17 protein-coding genes are annotated in these 16,313 nt (G+C 59.1%); 10 read left to right on the top strand and 7 right to left on the bottom strand.

The window, feature by feature from the left end; genetic code table 11:
* Nucleotides 1-204 precede the first annotated feature (204 nt).
* From mutM to rpmB, 3 genes are all read right to left on the bottom strand, one after another.
* The gene (gene mutM, locus SPICUR_RS00660; RefSeq protein WP_041381935.1) at nucleotides 205-1,023 is read right to left on the bottom strand and encodes a bifunctional DNA-formamidopyrimidine glycosylase/DNA-(apurinic or apyrimidinic site) lyase; all 819 of its coding nucleotides are present in this window, start codon (nucleotides 1,021-1,023) and stop codon (nucleotides 205-207) included.
* Between the two features lie 80 nt (nucleotides 1,024-1,103).
* Nucleotides 1,104-1,259, bottom strand: a complete 156-nt coding sequence (gene rpmG, locus SPICUR_RS09670) for a 50S ribosomal protein L33 (protein ID WP_076742123.1) — start codon at nucleotides 1,257-1,259, stop codon at nucleotides 1,104-1,106.
* Between the two features lie 8 nt (nucleotides 1,260-1,267).
* A complete protein-coding gene (gene rpmB, locus SPICUR_RS00655; protein WP_023365000.1) occupies nucleotides 1,268-1,504 on the bottom strand; it encodes a 50S ribosomal protein L28 in 237 nt (78 codons plus the stop codon).
* Nucleotides 1,505-1,676: 172 nt separating this feature from the next.
* Between rpmB and SPICUR_RS00650 the strand changes: the two genes are divergently transcribed.
* On the top strand, nucleotides 1,677-2,639 hold the full coding sequence (locus SPICUR_RS00650) for a DnaJ C-terminal domain-containing protein (RefSeq protein ID WP_023364998.1): 963 nt from the start codon (nucleotides 1,677-1,679) through the stop codon (nucleotides 2,637-2,639).
* Here SPICUR_RS00650 and SPICUR_RS10220 read toward each other — a convergent pair.
* On the bottom strand, nucleotides 2,623-3,213 hold the full coding sequence (locus SPICUR_RS10220; protein ID WP_237220336.1) for a hypothetical protein: 591 nt from the start codon (nucleotides 3,211-3,213) through the stop codon (nucleotides 2,623-2,625). The two genes, SPICUR_RS00650 and SPICUR_RS10220, sit on opposite strands and share 17 nt — an antisense overlap.
* Before the next feature lie 1,054 nt (nucleotides 3,214-4,267).
* On the opposite strand from SPICUR_RS10220, the gene SPICUR_RS00640 reads away from it, so the two are divergent.
* The 3 genes from SPICUR_RS00640 to SPICUR_RS00630 are packed head-to-tail and all read left to right on the top strand — an operon-like array spanning nucleotide 4,268 to nucleotide 6,617.
* Nucleotides 4,268-4,930 carry a protein-L-isoaspartate O-methyltransferase family protein gene (locus SPICUR_RS00640; protein ID WP_023364994.1) on the top strand — a complete coding sequence of 221 codons (663 nt, stop codon included), beginning with the start codon at nucleotides 4,268-4,270 and terminating at the stop codon, nucleotides 4,928-4,930.
* A 26-nt stretch (nucleotides 4,931-4,956) separates the two neighbouring features.
* Entirely contained in the window at nucleotides 4,957-5,280 is a 324-nt protein-coding gene (locus SPICUR_RS09665) for a rhodanese-like domain-containing protein (protein ID WP_076742122.1), read from the top strand.
* Between the two features lie 17 nt (nucleotides 5,281-5,297).
* Nucleotides 5,298-6,617, top strand: a complete 1,320-nt coding sequence (locus SPICUR_RS00630; protein WP_041381534.1) for a TolC family outer membrane protein — start codon at nucleotides 5,298-5,300, stop codon at nucleotides 6,615-6,617.
* A 23-nt stretch (nucleotides 6,618-6,640) separates the two neighbouring features.
* On the opposite strand, the gene SPICUR_RS00625 is transcribed toward SPICUR_RS00630, so the two are convergent.
* Entirely contained in the window at nucleotides 6,641-7,939 is a 1,299-nt protein-coding gene (locus tag SPICUR_RS00625) for a 3-deoxy-D-manno-octulosonic acid transferase (protein ID WP_148291296.1), read from the bottom strand.
* Nucleotides 7,936-9,051 carry a glycosyltransferase family 9 protein gene (locus tag SPICUR_RS00620; RefSeq protein WP_023364986.1) on the bottom strand — a complete coding sequence of 372 codons (1,116 nt, stop codon included), beginning with the start codon at nucleotides 9,049-9,051 and terminating at the stop codon, nucleotides 7,936-7,938. The genes SPICUR_RS00625 and SPICUR_RS00620 overlap by 4 nt, the downstream gene beginning before the upstream one ends.
* On the opposite strand from SPICUR_RS00620, the gene SPICUR_RS00615 reads away from it, so the two are divergent.
* On the top strand, nucleotides 9,043-9,753 hold the full coding sequence (locus SPICUR_RS00615) for a 3-deoxy-D-manno-octulosonic acid kinase (protein ID WP_023364984.1): 711 nt from the start codon (nucleotides 9,043-9,045) through the stop codon (nucleotides 9,751-9,753). The two genes, SPICUR_RS00620 and SPICUR_RS00615, sit on opposite strands and share 9 nt — an antisense overlap.
* Here SPICUR_RS00615 and hldE read toward each other — a convergent pair.
* The gene (gene hldE, locus SPICUR_RS00610; RefSeq protein ID WP_023364982.1) at nucleotides 9,735-11,195 is read right to left on the bottom strand and encodes a bifunctional D-glycero-beta-D-manno-heptose-7-phosphate kinase/D-glycero-beta-D-manno-heptose 1-phosphate adenylyltransferase HldE; all 1,461 of its coding nucleotides are present in this window, start codon (nucleotides 11,193-11,195) and stop codon (nucleotides 9,735-9,737) included. The two genes, SPICUR_RS00615 and hldE, sit on opposite strands and share 19 nt — an antisense overlap.
* 99 nt (nucleotides 11,196-11,294) lie before the next feature.
* Here hldE and SPICUR_RS00605 point away from each other — a divergent pair, with 99 nt between their 5' ends.
* The 5 genes from SPICUR_RS00605 to SPICUR_RS00585 are packed head-to-tail and all read left to right on the top strand — an operon-like array spanning nucleotide 11,295 to nucleotide 16,286.
* Entirely contained in the window at nucleotides 11,295-12,254 is a 960-nt protein-coding gene (locus tag SPICUR_RS00605) for a lysophospholipid acyltransferase family protein (protein WP_023364980.1), read from the top strand.
* Nucleotides 12,251-13,330, top strand: a complete 1,080-nt coding sequence (waaF, locus tag SPICUR_RS00600) for a lipopolysaccharide heptosyltransferase II (protein ID WP_023364977.1) — start codon at nucleotides 12,251-12,253, stop codon at nucleotides 13,328-13,330. Before SPICUR_RS00605 ends, waaF begins: the two co-directional genes overlap by 4 nt.
* A gap of 24 nt (nucleotides 13,331-13,354) precedes the next feature.
* On the top strand, nucleotides 13,355-14,323 hold the full coding sequence (locus SPICUR_RS00595) for a UDP-glucuronic acid decarboxylase family protein (protein ID WP_023364975.1): 969 nt from the start codon (nucleotides 13,355-13,357) through the stop codon (nucleotides 14,321-14,323).
* A gap of 28 nt (nucleotides 14,324-14,351) precedes the next feature.
* On the top strand, nucleotides 14,352-15,173 hold the full coding sequence (locus tag SPICUR_RS00590) for a glycosyltransferase family 2 protein (protein WP_023364973.1): 822 nt from the start codon (nucleotides 14,352-14,354) through the stop codon (nucleotides 15,171-15,173).
* Nucleotides 15,174-15,188: 15 nt separating this feature from the next.
* Nucleotides 15,189-16,286, top strand: coding sequence for a glycosyltransferase (locus SPICUR_RS00585; RefSeq protein ID WP_023364971.1), 1,098 nt, complete (start codon nucleotides 15,189-15,191; stop codon nucleotides 16,284-16,286).
* Nucleotides 16,287-16,313: the final 27 nt, after the last annotated feature.

Genomic DNA, 16,313 nt, shown 5'->3' with positions numbered 1-16,313 from the left:
CGTTGGCGCAAAAACATCCGATCGGCGGTACATCGCCAGGCATCGCGCCCGGGACAGTATCCGACAACGATTCCGCACATCTAACCGCCCATGGTGGGTGAGAGTATGTTTGGAGAGTATGTTTGGAGAGTATGTTTGGGACAGGCACGTTAAGGGGGCTGTTCGGGACAGGCACTTAACGAGTCATCTAACTGACCCAGCCGGTCAGCGCTGGCAGCCAGGGCAATAGACGGTGGCACGCTGAGCGAGTCGTGTTGAGCGCATCGTCCTCCCACAGCGCGGGCACGTCGTCCCACCTCGCCCGTAAGCGTCCAGTGACTGCTGGAAATAGCCCGGCTGGCCATCGCTGCGGGCGAAATCCCGCAAGGTCGTGCCACCTGCCTCAATAGCCTCGGACAAGACGGCTTGAATGGAGGCGGCGAGTCTATCGTAGCGGCGCTGGGAAACCCGTCCCGCGCTGCGTCCGGGATGAATACCAGCCCGGTGCAGTGCCTCGGTGGCGTAGATGTTACCGACACCGACAACGATATGACTGTCCATGATGAACGATTTGACCGCTAATCGACGCTTATCCGCTATGGCATACAGATAGGCGCCATCGAACCTGTCATCGAAGGGCTCAGGTCCGAGTTTGCTTAGCAGAGCGTGCGATTCGGCAGGCTCGTCAATCAAATGAACGCTCCCGAACCGACGGGGATCATGGAAGCGGAGGCATCGGTCGTTACTGAATACCAGATCAATGTGGTCATGCTTCTGAGGCGGCGTTGCGCGTGGGACAACGCGGATATAGCCGGACATACCCAAATGAATAAGCAGTGCGTTATCCGAATCGAGCCGCATAATCAGATACTTGGCGCGCCGGTCCAAACTCTGGACCTGAGCACCGGTTATACGATCGGAGAGCGCAGCCGGAACGGGCCAGCGCAGTCTCGATTCACGGACTATCACCCGATCGATCAACGCTCCGACACAGTAAGGTGCCAACCCCCTTCGTGTCGTTTCCACTTCCGGCAATTCGGGCATCAGGCTTGAGTCCATCCAGGGTGCGGACATAAAAAAGCCCGCACGTGGCGGGCTTTTGGATCAGCGCGTAGGTGCGCCTTTCACTTAATCTTTGCTTCCTTGTAGACCACATGCTTACGGACAACAGGGTCAAACTTCCGAAACTCGAGCTTGTGCGGAGTGTTCCGGCGGTTTTTATCGGTCGTGTAGAAGTGTCCAGTCCCGGCGGTCGAAACAAGCTTAATCTTATCGCGCATGATTTACCTCAGACTCTCTCGCCACGGCTACGCAGGTCAGACACGACCTGCTCGATGCCCAGCTTATCAATAAGCCGCATACCCTTGCTCGAGATCCGCAGCCTCACCCAGCGGCTCTCGCTCTCGAGCCAGAACCGGTGGTAACGCAGATTGGGCAGGAACCGGCGGCGTGTCTTGTTGTTTGCGTGTGAGACATTGTTTCCGGTCATCGGGCGCTTGCCGGTGACCTGACAGACTTTGGCCATTTGGCCCTCCCGAAATCCGTTACAGAGCCGTTGCGCTGTTGCGCTCGCTGAGCCGTGCTTTATACCAGCATCGATCTGCTCCTGCAACGTCAGCGCCCCTTACTACTTGAATTTACTCCGGGAAAGCACAAGGTCTGCAGTAGGATTCGTTTGGGACAGGCACAAACAGGAAATGGAATACCGGGACTACTACAAAACGCTCGGCATCAGTCAGGATGCATCAGACGATGACATCAAAAAGGCTTACCGGCGACTCGCCCGGCGCTATCATCCGGATGTGAGCGAGGAGCCGAACGCTGAGGCTCAATTCAAACGTGTCGCCGAGGCTTACGAAGTCTTGAAAGACCCAGAGAAACGCAAGCTCTATGACCAGCTGGGAGAAAATTGGCAATCCGGACAAGACTTTACGCCACCACCAGGCGGTCAGCGCACTAAGTCACGGCAAACCTATAGCGCTGGTACAGAAGGCAATTTCGAGGACTTCAGCGACTTCTTCGAGAGCATTTTCGGGCATGGCGCGAGAGGCGGCTTCAATGACCCCTTCGGTAGAGACCAACGACAGACTTCAGAATGGGACAGGCACTACGGGCCCTCACATGGCCGCGACATTAACGCCGAGCTGACCATTGAACTTGAAGATGCCTTCGCGGGCTCAACGAAGACAGTTACCTTGAGCACGACGGGACAGGCACCTCGTGAATTACGGGTAAAGATCCCGGCGGGCGTGACTGACGGGCAGAAAATCAGGCTCAAGGGTCTGGGTGAGTCTTCACCAAATGGCGCCGATGACGGCGATCTACTCATCAAAGTCAACATTAAGCCACATCGGCATTTCCAGCTCGATGGGAAGAATATCCACCTAACGCTGCCGATCGCGCCTTGGGAAGCAGCATTAGGTGCGACGGTGGCAGTGCCAACGCTCGGCGGCAAGGTTGAGCTGAACATCCCGGCCGAAAGCCAGAGTCAGAAGCGTTTACGGCTGAAAGGCCGTGGGCTCCCGGGCAAAAAACCCGGCGATCAATACATAAGCCTTCTGATCGTCAATCCGCCCGCGAAGGGAGAGGAAGCAAAATCGCTTTTCAGATCGATGGAGAAGGCTCTGGAGTTCGACCCACGCGCTAACCTGTCGGGCTGAATCCACGACCGACATCCGCAAACAAACCGGCGACGCCACGATAGCCTCTGACGTAGCGCCGTCCGAACTGGCGTGCGAGCCCAGACAGGCTGCTGGCATGCCCAAGCACTGACTGGTTGTATCGCCGCTCGCCAGTCACAAACTCCATCATTCCAGATGCTGCTAGACCGAGACGAGCCAGAACAGGTGGCAATTCAGTAGCGATGACTGCCGAGTCAGGACGCACTATGCATCGTCCAGTCCATTCAAGGAGTTCGAGGTATTCAAGCTCATGACCGGGCAATGCCTCTGCACCCGCTGGCGAATGACTCCCGTCGAACGCCATAATGCTTGGACTCTGCGAGTCGCTGCCAAGCCCAGTACCGGCGTCATTGAATCGCTGGTTAGCGGAGCACTCCGACGCTGCCTCTGGGCGGTCCACGATCCCGGCCCTCACTGGATTGAGGTCGACATACGCCATCGCGGCAAGTACGGCACCCTCATCCGCGAGCGCCTGACAGCGGTAGCGCCCCTGCCAGAAGTGACCGGTAACTCCGTCCTCTTGGTTGGCGCGTCGCGCAATCGGTTCATTCAAACAGCGCATGAACCAGGAGATACTCATTAGTCGTGACCGATACGCCTCTATCACCCGCTTCATCCCGGGATGAAGGCCAGTGGAATGATCAGCTTTGATCATCTCATGCATCCACGCGGGGCCTTTGAACACACTCAGCCAACGGCGCAGTACCTCAACGGGCGACCACGACATTGCATCTGACTCGTCGACTCGCACGACTAGATGGTAGTGGTTCGACATGACCGCGTAGGCGCACAGCTTAACCGCGAAAGCATCCACAAGCCGACCAAGCCGCATCCGAATCCACTCGCGCCGGTGAGAGTAATCGATGCCTGTCAATGGGTCATCACCACACAGGAACTGCCGCCGCACACAACGGGAGACCAGGTGATAATAAGGCGTTGCATCGAGTGCAATCTGAGTACGGCGCGGCTGTCCCATTCTCAAGCAATTCCTCGGCAGGCTCTCCGTTCGGCGGAGAGTGGCAGTGAATAGAGTGGAAACAGCCGCCGGCCGGGCGGTCCGGCATCCTTTCCTTAACCGCATTGCCGGCGACTGACCACGATTTGAGTGTCTCCGAAGCAGATGACTTTTACCAGCCTGATCAATTGGTTACTGATCGAGCGGTAGCAAATGAGCGATAGGCGGAGGCGGTGGTTGGGGATTGCGACGCTTCAGGCACGCCTTCATAGGTACAGGACGCCCGGGCGGACGCTATGGCCTAGAGCAATAGGACAGGCACGAACGTGATGCGATCGTTAAAGGGAAATGATCGGCAGAAAAAAGGTGACCAGCCGCCAATCCGGGGACATATCAGCTTCCCTGCTGCCAAATCCGACGGGCCAGCGGCTGGTCGGTTTCAAGTATCCACACCCTGCGACTCTAATGGTATCCCCCATATGAGGGGGTAGCGGTCGCGCTTGTCGCGTTCAACCAAACAACTTAACCTTCACGGCAGTGTTCAGGTTTGGGACAGGCACATTGTCGCAGACAGCGCGCTAAACCGCGCCGTCTGCACCCCAGTCTTTCGCCCAATACCGAATTTTATTTTTTTAATCATGAGTTTAGCTCGATGACCGACGTAGACCTCGCCACTGCGCAGGAAAACATGGTGGAACAGCAGTTACGCACCTGGGATGTCCTCAATGAGCGGGTGCTGGAAGTCATGCAAAAGCTGCCACGCCATGCTTTTGTGCCGACGGCGTTTGCAAACCTCGCTTATGCCGATATGCAGATTCCGCTTGGGAACGACCAAGTGATGCTGGAACCAAAGGTTGAAGCACGGCTTCTCCAGGCACTCGACCCGCAACCAAACGAGCGGGTGCTCGAGATTGGCACAGGATCGGGCTATCTGACGGCCTGTCTGAGTGAGATGGCCGAAGATGTAACCAGTATTGACTTGTACGTGGGGTTCACTGAGTTGGCGTCGAAGAACCTCAAGCAGCAGGGCGCCGAGAACATTCGTCTTGAGACCGCGGACGCGGCATCGGGCTGGGACGATGGGCAACTTTACGACGTAATTGCCGTCACCGGCTCTCTGCCCGAGCTCCATCAGGGGTTTCACCGCAGCCTCACTGAGGGGGGGCGGTTGTTTCTGATACTGGGACAGCTACCGATCATGGAGGCTGTCCTGATCACGCGGGTCTCAGACGACCAGTGGGCATGCGAGAGCCTGTTTGATACAAGCGCGCCCGCACTGGTTGGCGCGCCGGTCACACGCAGCTTCGCGGTCTAGAGCCCGCGTTTTATCGGATCAACGCATTGAAGACCATCACACCCACGGAATTGAACGAGCAGTTAAGTAAGGGACAGGCACATCTCACTCTGCTCGATGTGCGCGAGGACTGGGAAACCGATATCAATCATCTTGAGGGCAGCATTTTCGCGCCGATGAGCCGGATGAGTCCTTCCCTTCTGAGCAAACTCCCAAAGGACGTGGACACCGTTGTGATCTGCCATCATGGGATTCGGAGCGCTCAGGTGGCTAGCTGGCTCGAACAAAACGGTCATCAGCGAGTCCTCAATCTGAGTGGCGGGATAGATGCCTGGTGCCGTTGTGTCGATCCCGGCCTCCCACAATACTGATCAGACAGGATCTACTCATGCCTTATCCGGAAAGAAAGCCAGTCGCCGCGGCCCTATTGACCGCCGCCTTTATGGTGGCTGTCCCAAACTTCGCCAGCGCCGAAGGCCTATCCAGCATTTATGAGCGGGCACGCAGCAGTGATCCTCAGTTCCAGCAGGCCATCGCCGATCTAAACGCCCGAGAGGAGCTGCTCCCTCAGGCAAAGGCCGGGCTGCGACCGAATGCTTCGCTGGACTCCACGTACAATGCGATAGATAACCGCGACGCAGATGACCAGTACCGTGAGCTGACCTACGGGATCTCACTGCGCCAGCCGCTCTTTCGCTACTCGGAAAGTCAGGCGGTGGATCAGGCGGATGCACAGGTCAGTCAGGCCCAAGCCGAGTTTTCATTCGCGGAGCAGGAGCTCATCTTGCGTGTCGCTGAACGCTATTTCGCCGTTCTGGATTCACGCGAAGCCCTGGATGCCGCCGAGGCCAATCTGGAGGCCATACAGCGTCAGCTCGATCAGGCCGAACAGCGATTCGAGGTCGGTGTAATCGCCCGCACGGACGTCGAGGAGGCTCGTGCTCAAGCGGATCTCGCACGCGCCGAGCGGCTTCAGGCAGAAGACGATCTCGCCAGTCGGCGTGAAGAGCTAAGGGAGCTTACGAATCGGGCTCCCGCGGCGCTCAATCCCGTTAAAAGTGGCATCTCACTGACACCACCGGAACCTGCCGAACCCTCTGCCTGGAGAACACGGGCAGAGGAGGAAAATCGCCAGTTAGCCGCCGCACGATTTGCAGCTCAGGCAGCAATGGACGGGATCGATATCCAACGCGGCGGACGTCTACCGACCGCTGATCTGGTCGCTGGATATAATCGCTCACATGAGTATGGGAAAAGCGGTATAGAGCGCGAAGCCAATCAGTTGAGCGCGGGCGTTGAAGTAAACTTTCCGCTCTACCAGGGGGGCGAGGTGTCCTCCAATATCCGCGAGGCGCAATTCCGTTACACCGAGGCGCGTGAGTCGCTGGAACAGACCCGCCGTACAGTCGCCCGTAACGCAGCCAATGCCTACAGAGGAGTACTCACGGCGCTGGAGCGGGTGCGCGCGCTTGATCAGGCACGGGTATCAACGCGCGCGGCCCTTGAGGCCACCGAAGCCGGCTTTGAGGTGGGCACCCGTACGATTGTCGACGTGCTCAATGCCCAGCGCGAACTTTTCAATGCAGAACGCGATTATGAACAGGCGCGTCACGCCTATCTGCTCAACACCCTGACATTGCAACAGGCGGCGGGGACGCTGACCGAGGCCGATCTCGAACGAGTCAACGGATTACTCGCGCAGCGCTGATCCAAGACTAACGGCCAGCTCGGTTAGCGGGTCTCTGGGCGGGTGCCGGACAAAACCGTGTCCTCAAGGATTTTCATCGTCCGGGTGCTCGCCCCGCGATGGGCCTCAATCACTGCCTGTGCGTTTCGACCAGTCGCATCCAGAACGTGCCTGTCCCGAAACAGATGCTCCAACGACTCTGCAAGTTCGTCCGCATCGTGCACCCTGAAACGGGCGCCCTCGCTCGCGAGTAACTCATCCACCTGCTGAAAATTCCTGACCTGGGGGCCCATCAGTACGGGTTTACCGAGTACAGCCGGCTCGAGCGGATTATGACCACCAACAGGCACCAGGCTTCCACCAACAAACGACACATCACCCGCCGCCAGGTACTTGATCATTTCCCCCACGGTATCCGCTAGTAATACGTGGGCCGTCCTGTACGGCTCACTGCCCTCGCCAGGCGCCGAAGCCTTGATGACGTGCCTGTCCCAAACTTCCTCTCCATCGACGTCCAGCCACTGAAACCGCTCGGGATGCCGGGGAACAGCGATCAACATGGCATCGGGAAAACTCGCGAGCAGGGCCTCGTGCGCCTCCCGAATCCAGGCCGCCTCACCCTGCCGAACGCTGGCAGCGACCCAGACAGGACGCTCACGCCCAATCAATCCCCTTAACTGCCATCCTGCCTCTACCTGGCTTTGGTCGATCGCCTGGTCGAACTTCAGATTGCCGGTTATGTGGATCTTGCGGTTTGGGACAGCCATGTTGTGGAAACGTCCCGCATCTTCCTCGGTCTGCGCACAGATGCAGGTTATGCCCTGAAGCGATTGGCGGATCAGGGCGCCAAAGCGCTGATACCGAATCAAGCTCGTGGAGCTCAATCGGGCGTTGATCAGGGCGACCGGGATATTCCGTGCCGCGAGTGTAGCGAGACGGTTCGGCCAGATCTCAAGCTCGATGAAGATCGCTGCCGCGGGGGATAGAGCGTCAACAAAACGGTCGACGGCCTTGGGGACATCCACGGGTGGGTAGCCGCTTTCCACTCTTGCTCCATAGCGACGGCTGATTGTGTCCAGTCCGGTCGGCGTATTCGTGGTAATGAAAAGCGGCCAGTCGTCGTTAAGCAACTGGTCGATCAGACTCTGCGCGGCCCGCACTTCTCCAACGGACGCCGCATGGACCCAGACCGCTCCTGGGACCGGCGGCCGAGCGCTGTAGTTGCCCCAACGCTGTTGCAGGCCCGCTCGATACGCCCGGTTTTTCCGCCCGAGCCGCCATAAATAAAACCGATAGGCAGGTGACAGGCAACGCGAGAGCATGCGATAGACGGCTAAATTCACCGGCTCAACCGCTCGCCAACGGGTGTCGCCATTAGTTGGTCCAGTCGCTCCGTCACCATTGATGGCGTGATGAGTTCCATTGCCCCAGGATCACGAACGCGTCTTCCCCAGCGAATCGCATCGACATCGCGTCGAAGAAATCGTCGGACAGCCTCCGGATAGGCGTTCACCACCCAATTACGCCCCAACACGGGACCGGTCCGGTTCGGATTGGATGTGGCATATAGCCCGATTGCCGGCGTCCCTGCAGCCACCGCCATATGGACCGGTCCTGAATCCGGAGCAATCACCGCAGTCGCCCGCTGGATCAACGCGAAGAGCGTTTTGAGATCTGTCTGGCCGATGAGGTTGAGATTTGGGACAGGCACGTTGCTGTACTTCCCCAACTCGCGCTCGATGCTATGCCCGTAGGCCCGCTCGATCTCGCTATTGCCGCCGGTCAGGACGACTTGCAGACCGTGGTGCACTGCGGCATGCCGTGCGACGCAGGCGTAACGTTCAGCTGGCCAATTCCGGAAATTACGGAACCGATCACTGCTGCAGGGACTGAGCACCAGAAGCGGCGGTGCGGCGGTGTCATGCGGGCAGACAAGGCGGTCCACCGCGTCATGCGCCGCCTTTGGGATCGGAATGTCCCACCGGAGCGTTCGATCCCGGACCCCCATAGCCTCGCAAAAGCCAAAAAAACCGTCCGTGACATGGCCTGGCGTCAGTGGGGGGATACGGCGATTGATAAAAAGACCATGACCGTCGCGGGATCGCGAGCGGTCGAACCCCAGGCGTACCGGGGCACGGACAGCCCTTGAGGCCAGACCGGCCCGAAGCGCGACCTGCATGAGCATTAGAACGTCAAAGCGGCGAGATCCGAGCTGGCGTCGTAATGTGCCTGTCCCATTGTTTTTCTCGTGAGTGATAATCTCAACACCGTCGAGGTCGCCGAGCAGGCTGGCCTCAGTTTGACCCATCACCCAGGTGAGTCGTGTCTCTGGCCGATGGGTCTGGAGCGTACGGACAATGGGGACGATGTTGCAGCAGTCACCGATGGCGGAGAGCCGGAAGAGACATAGCCGCTCCGGTTGTGATTCAGTGGAGTGTGAACGGTGATGGCCCATATATACTTCCGACAGCACGAGCGTGATTACTTTATCAGTCCCCTCTCCGCCTCGCCCGCTGACCTACCGGCATATCTCTTCGATGCACAGTCTGTTGAGGCGCGGGGTTTAATTGAGCACCGGGCCAGCGGCCGTGCCGAGGCCTATTTCCTTCACTTCGACCATCGACGCCTGGTGCTTCGCCATTATCGGCGGGGTGGGCTCCCGCGCCATCTCAGCAACGATCGATTCATATGGCCGGGCCTCCGCCGCAGTCGGCCCTGGCGGGAACTCGTGCTCACCGCGCGCCTCCGCGAGCTTGGCCTGTCCGTGCCTGTCCCATACGGCGGGCATATCCGAAGACAGGGATTCAGCTACACTGCAGACATCCTCACCGACCAGATCCCCGGCACCCGATCATTGGCCGATCTCGCCGCGAGCGATATGCCCGCGCCGATCTGGCGTGAGGTCGGCCGGGTAATACGACGGTTCCATGATGCGGGGGTACACCACGCCGATCTCAACGTGCGCAATATCCTCATCGATGACAATCCGAGCGTCTGGTTGATCGACTGGGACCGGGGCCACCTGCATGCAAGCGCAGCGATGAAGGCACGGAGTCTGGCGCGGCTGAAACGCTCTCTCAGCCGCGAACCTGCCCTGGCGTCGGCGGCGAACAGTGGCTGGCCCGTTCTCATCCAGGCCTACGAGGATGGCCCCTGAATTCGGTCGATGATCGCGCTAGTAGACTCGCCCTCAATAAAGTCGAGCACTCTCACCTCGCCTCCCGCCGCTGTAACGGCGTCGTAACCGGCAATATCCTGTGGCTGGTAGTCCCCGCCCTTAACCAGAATATCCGGTTGTATCGCCTCAATGAGCGTCGCCGGCGTGTCGCCCGAAAAAGCAATCACCCAATCAACTGACCCCAGTGCCGCAACAACGGCCATCCGCTGGGCGAGGGGCATCACCGGGCGCCCATCCCCCTTGAGCCGTCTCACCGATTCGTCGTCATTGATGGCAACGATCAGGCGGTCGCCGAGGGAACGTGCCTGTCCCAAATAATGCACATGACCGGCGTGAATCAGATCAAAGCACCCGTTCGTCATAACAATGCGCTGACCTCGCTGACGGAGCGGCTCGAGAAGACTGATCAGCACCTGTGGATCGGTGATGGGGTAATCGCCTGGCGACTGACCAGCAGCGGCCTCCAATTCCGGGACGGTCACCGACGCCGTGCCCACCTTTGCAACCACCAGCGACGCCGCGAGATTCGCCAGTGCAGTGGCCTGCCGGAATTCGGCGCCCGCCGCCAGCGCCGCGGACAACAATGCAATGACGGTGTCGCCCGCCCCGGTCACATCGAAAACTTCCTGTGCGTGAGCCGGCAGATGGCAAGGCGACGCTCCGCGGCGTAGCAGACTCATGCCCGCCTCACCCCGGGTCACCAGCATCCCGTCGAGCGAAAGCGCCTCAAGTGCCGTAGGGACGACATCCTCAAGGACGTGCCTGTCCCAAAGCTGGTGCCCGCGATCCAACGTGCGAGCTCCGTGCTTTTCCTCGTACTGCCTGAACTCGCCAAGATTGGGAGTAAGCAGTGTCGCACCGGCATAACGATCCCAGTCTGTTCCCTTTGGATCGACGAGGATTGGGACAGGCACTTCACGTGCTTTGCCGATCAGCGCCTGGACGTGCGAGAGCGTCCCTTTGGCGTAGTCGGACATGATGACCACATCGGTCTCGGCGAGGGCCTGTGTAAACATATCCATCAGGCCATCGGTTTCCGTGGCGGTGAATGGCCGTTCGAAATCGAGCCGCATGAGCTGCTGGCGCTGGCTGAGGACCCGCAGTTTGCAGATGGTTGGATGGGTGGCGACGCGCTGAAGTAATGGATCAACGCCGCCCTCGCGCAGGCGGGACTCGAGAAGCCGACCATGATCATCGTCACCGATCAGGCCGATGATCCGGACCTGGACCCCCAACGCCCCCAGGTTCATGGCAACGTTCGCGGCGCCACCCGGTCGCGCATCTTCGCCATCCACGCGCAGCACCGGTACCGGCGCCTCAGGCGAGATCCGGCTGGTTGGGCCATGCCAGTAGCGATCGAGCATGACATCACCGACCACGAGTACTCGGGCGGTACCAAAATCGGGCAATTCCAGCTGCATCGAAACCCTCGAGGCGGTAGATTGTGTGACCAATGATGCAGATTCTAGCAGGCACCAAGATCAATCACGCGCCAACATCCAGCCAGAGCTCGCCCTGACGTGTCCGATTCCAGCTCCGCGACGACCGACCTGCGCCATCGCGTCAGCCAGCGCTTTTCTCTGGCGCTGCTCTGGATGCTCGGGAAATTGCCGCCACGCATTGCCTTCGCAATCGGCGAGGCTGTCGGTCGGCTACTCGATCACTTCCCGACCCAACGACGCAGGGTCGCGAAGCGAAATCTCGAGCTTTGTTTCCCGGAATTGGGACAGGCACAACGTGATCACATCATCCGCGTTAATCTGCGCTACACCGGCCGAGCGGTAGCGGAAACCGCGCTTGCCTGGTTCGGGGGTGCGCGTGTCGATCGAATCCCCTGCAAAGTCCATGGGCTGGAGCATCTGGAAGCAGCGCAATCGGACGGGTCGCCAGTCGTTCTGCTATCGGGGCATTTTCTATGTATTGAGCTCGCCGCCCGGCTGATCGGGCCCCGGATCCGGATGGCTGCGATTTACAAGCCGATGCGTAAAAAACCGCTCATGGACCAAGCGATGCTGCGGAGCCGGTCGCGGACGCTGGCAGATGCACTGCCACGCACGGAGCTGCGGAAAATCGTGCGGACACTCAAAGAGGGAACGCCAGTCTGGTATGCGGGGGATCAGGACTATGGCATCCGCAACAGCGAATTCGTGCCCTTCATGGGTGTTCCGACACCGACCACGACCGGATTGATGCGTCTCAGCAGAATGAGCGGCGCGAGGGTCGTACCGCTGTTTTTCAACGTCAACGCCGATGGCAGCGGCTATGAAGTCTCTCTGGCACCGGCGATGTCGGGATTCCCGACCGGTAATGACCGCACCGATGCCCAATGGATGAATGCGGTCATCGAACGGGGGATCCGCGCGCATCCCGAGCAGTATCTCTGGCTCCACCGCCGGTTCAAGCACCCGCCACCAGGCGAGCGGCCAGCCTATGCCAATGCGCTGCAGAAACCCCACAACCGCCATGGAGAGATCCAATGACCGACCAGCCCAGCGACGCCATCCTCGTCGTCGGGCCGGGCTGGGTAGGCGACATGGTGATGGCACAGAGCCTCTTTCGAGCGCTCAAGCGTGAGGCACCCGACCGCGCAATCGATGTAATCGCTCCCTCTTGGGGACAGGCACTTCTCGAGCGAATGCCGGAGGTTCGTCACACATTCACCCTACCAGTCGCACATGGCGAGCTGGGACTCATTCGGCGCTGGCGTTTGGGACAGGCACTCAAACGCCTCCTCCACGCTCGAGCGATCGTACTGCCGCGCTCGGCAAAGGCCGCCCTTATCCCCTGGATCGCGCGTATTCCAAAACGCACTGGCTACCTGGGCGAACATCGCTACGGGCTACTCAACGACATCAGACCGCTTAACCGGGAGCGCACCTACCGAACAGTCGATCGCTTCGTCGCGCTGGCCGAGTCAAATGCCTCGAAGTTTGCACAGTTTGGGACTGCACAGTTTGGGACAGGCACAAACCCACCACCCATCGAACCGCCACAGCTCATTAGTTCCAGCGATCAGCAGCAAGCGACTCTCGCAGCATTGGGACTCAATGGAAGGTTTGGGACAGGCACAATCCTCACCCTCTGCCCTGGCGCCGAGTACGGCCCGGCGAAACGCTGGCCCGCGGGATATTTTGCTGCGCTGGCGAGGGAGTATCTGGAGCGCGGCTGGCAGGTAGGGCTGCTCGGTTCTGATAAGGACAGTGAGCTGGCCCAGGCGATTGCCAGCGAGGCCCCCGAAGTCATCGACCTGACGGGCGAGACCACGCTCAGTCAGGCCATCGATCTGCTCGCGGCCAGTACGGTGGTCGTCACGAACGACTCCGGACTCATGCATATTGCCGCCGCCACACCCGCTTCAGTCATCGCCCTGTACGGTTCATCAGATCCTCAATATACTCCGCCACTTAGCCACCATGCGACGGTTATCTATCGAGGCCTCGAGTGCAGTCCCTGCTTCGAGCGATACTGCCCGCTCGGGCACCTCAACTGTCTGCGTGGTATCACACCGGACTATGTGACCCACACGATCGATCAGCAACTGAGTCAACTCAGCTGATCCAAGCAGTCGAGACCCTCATCCATGCCGACTCGCAACCACTTCCGTAAAACCTATCTCGTCACCGGCGGCGCAGGATTCATCGGCTCGCATTTATGTGATCGGCTTATAGCGGCCGGACATGGAGTACTCTGCGTCGACAACTACCTCACGGGCAGCCGCGATAACATCGCTCATCTTTTGGGCAACCCTTACTTTGAGGCGATGCGCCACGATGTCACGTTCCCGCTTTTCGTCGAGGTCGATGGCATCTTCAACCTCGCCTGCCCTGCCTCTCCAGTGCACTACCAGCGGGATCCGGTTCAGACCACCAAGACCAGCGTGCATGGCGCCATCAACATGCTGGGACTGGCCAAAAGGCTGAATGTACCGATTCTTCAGGCCTCCACCAGCGAGGTGTATGGCGATCCTGAGATCCATCCGCAGACCGAGGATTACTGGGGGCACGTTAACCCGATCGGTACCCGTTCTTGTTACGACGAGGGAAAACGCTGCGCCGAGACACTGTTCTTTGACTACCACCGCGAGCATAACCTTGAGATCAAGGTGGCACGAATCTTCAACACATACGGTCCACGCATGCACCCCAACGACGGGCGGGTGGTCTCGAACTTCATCATGCAGGCGCTGCGCGGCGAGGACATCACGCTCTACGGCGACGGTGAGCAGACGCGTTCGTTCTGTTATGTCGATGATCTGGTCGAGGGATTGATCCGTCTGATGGATACCGGTCCAGCGGTCACCGGCCCAGTCAATCTCGGTAATCCTGGGGAGTTCACTATGCGGGAGCTCGCCCATCAGGCCATCATGGCAACCGGTGCCGGCAGCCGCATGATCCATGCACCGCTCCCCGCCGATGATCCGAGACAGCGTCAGCCCGACATCACCATCGCCAAAGACGCCCTGGCGTGGACACCACAGGTAGCGCTTATCGATGGACTCAAGCCGACCGTTGCCTACTTCCGTGATCTGGTCGAGCGAGGTCTCAGCTAAATTGAACGATAATGCCGATTGCCGAGGTTTGGGACAGGCACTTCCCTTATCCGTCGCCATCATCACCAAAGATGAAGAGGCGAATCTGCCGCGACTCTTCGACAGCCTCGAGCGTCTGGAACCAGCCGAGGTGATCGTCGTTGATTCGGGATCGACGGACTCGACGGTGGCCATCGCCCGCGATTACGGCGCCCAGGTTATCGAGACTGACTGGCCAGGGCACGTCGAGCAGAAAAACCGGGCACTCTCGGCCTGTCATCAGCCCTGGGTCCTCTCCCTGGACGCTGATGAGCCAATCAGTCCCGAACTGGCTGATAATCTCCGCGATCTGCTCGCGAAAAACAACGCTCCCCAGAGAAACGGCTACGAGATCAGCCGTCTCACCTATTACCTGGGCGACTGGTTACGCCACGTCTGGTATCCCGAATGGCGTCTGCGACTGGTGCGTCGCGGCATGGCGAAGTGGACGGGCTATAACCCGCATGATCGCCTTGAGGTAGAGGGGGCAACGGGACGTATCGACGGAGATATCCACCATTACTCCTACACCGGTGTCGAGGATCATTTCCGTCGGAGTATCGATTACGCAAAGATCGGCGCGGAGGCCCTGTCTGCCCGCGGCAAGCCATTTCGGTGGCATAAGATGATCTTTTCGCCACTGGCCCGCTTCATCCGCCTACTGATCTTCCGCCAAGGCTGGCGGGATGGATGGCGTGGCTGGATCATCGCCTGGTCTTCCATGTTCTCCGGTTTTCTCAAGTATGCATTCCTCTACGAAATGCAGCGCCAGCAGCGCAAGTTTGGGACAGGCACAAACGGAACCACTGACCGAGATGGAAGCCACGGTTAGGGACAGGCACAAAACATGACCCAAGACACGCGCCCACCCAAAGTCCTGATCGCAGCACGCCAGAGCCATATCACCGAGGTCGAGATGATCAAGGGGCTGCGACAGAGCGGCATCGATATCCACGCAGCATTTGAATCCACATCGCCCCAGCTGCAGGCGCTGCAGGACGCAGGCGTCCCAGTCCGTACACTTGATCTGCGAAGCAATGCCGATTTCCGCAGTGCACGCCGAATACGCCGCTGGATCAAGGAAGAGGGATTTGAGATTGTCCACGGCCTTGCAAACCGACCCGTGGCCAACCTCATTTGGGCTAGTTATGGCCTGCGCAATAAAGTCGTTGCCTACCGTGGAACCGCCGGTCATGTATCACGCTGGGATCCCACCTGTTACATCAAATGGCTGAATCCACGCATTAACAGAATCGTCTGTGTCTCGAAGGCCGTCGAACGGAACCTCGCGGCGAATGGCGTCAGCCCGGACAAACTGATCACCATCTACAAAGGCCAGGATTTGCGGTGGTATGCAGATCTTGATCCTGCAAAGGGTCGAGCCGCCGTCGATCAGGAATTCGGTATCCCGTCCGGCACCCTTTTGATTGGTATGGCAGCCAATATGCGAACGGTGAAGGGGGCTGATCTGCTACTCCGCGCCCTCATGGAACTACCAGATCATGTCCATGGCTTTTTTATTGGTGAAGTAAGAGATCCGATTATTGACGAGCTCGCCCGTGATAGACGCATTTCCCACCGGGTGCACTTCACCGGATTCCGCCCGGACGCACCTCAGCTGGCCGGTGCACTAGACATTAATGTCGCCCCGTCACGCTCTCGCGAGGGCTTAAGCAAGTCAGTCATCGAGGCCATGGCGCAGCGTATCCCGACAGTGGTATCCGATGTCGGTGGCTTGCCGGAATTACTGGGAGAGGACGGCGCGCAATACGTCTTCCCAGCGGGTGACAGCGCTCTTTTCCTCGAACGGCTGAAGTCCTTAGTGGAAGCCCCCCACGAAAGGCAACAGGCCGGCAATCAGGCACGACATCGAGTAGAGACGGTTTTCAATCTACAGGCGACCGTCGAGAAAACCCGTAAAACCTACTACGACCTTGTCCGGTAAGGCGATCGTCGACCGTATGCGTATCGG

Origin of the sequence: Spiribacter curvatus (assembly GCF_000485905.1) — a bacterium.
GTDB classification, from domain to species: domain Bacteria; phylum Pseudomonadota; class Gammaproteobacteria; order Nitrococcales; family Nitrococcaceae; genus Spiribacter; species Spiribacter curvatus.
The sequence above is the reverse complement of the archived record's forward strand: the minus strand, read 5'-3'. Positions and strand labels throughout refer to the sequence as shown.

Coding starts and splice junctions, on each gene's coding strand:
- mutM (WP_041381935.1), bottom strand. CDS start 1,023: ATGCCCGAATTGCCGGAAGTGGAAACGACACGAAGGGGGTTGGCACCT.
- rpmG (WP_076742123.1), bottom strand. CDS start 1,259: ATGCGCGATAAGATTAAGCTTGTTTCGACCGCCGGGACTGGACACTTC.
- rpmB (WP_023365000.1), bottom strand. CDS start 1,504: ATGGCCAAAGTCTGTCAGGTCACCGGCAAGCGCCCGATGACCGGAAAC.
- SPICUR_RS00650 (WP_023364998.1), top strand. CDS start 1,677: ATGGAATACCGGGACTACTACAAAACGCTCGGCATCAGTCAGGATGCA.
- SPICUR_RS00640 (WP_023364994.1), top strand. CDS start 4,268: ATGACCGACGTAGACCTCGCCACTGCGCAGGAAAACATGGTGGAACAG.
- SPICUR_RS00630 (WP_041381534.1), top strand. CDS start 5,298: ATGCCTTATCCGGAAAGAAAGCCAGTCGCCGCGGCCCTATTGACCGCC.
- SPICUR_RS00615 (WP_023364984.1), top strand. CDS start 9,043: ATGGCCCATATATACTTCCGACAGCACGAGCGTGATTACTTTATCAGT.
- SPICUR_RS00620 (WP_023364986.1), bottom strand. CDS start 9,051: ATGGGCCATCACCGTTCACACTCCACTGAATCACAACCGGAGCGGCTA.
- hldE (WP_023364982.1), bottom strand. CDS start 11,195: ATGCAGCTGGAATTGCCCGATTTTGGTACCGCCCGAGTACTCGTGGTC.
- waaF (WP_023364977.1), top strand. CDS start 12,251: ATGACCGACCAGCCCAGCGACGCCATCCTCGTCGTCGGGCCGGGCTGG.
- SPICUR_RS00595 (WP_023364975.1), top strand. CDS start 13,355: ATGCCGACTCGCAACCACTTCCGTAAAACCTATCTCGTCACCGGCGGC.
- SPICUR_RS00585 (WP_023364971.1), top strand. CDS start 15,189: ATGACCCAAGACACGCGCCCACCCAAAGTCCTGATCGCAGCACGCCAG.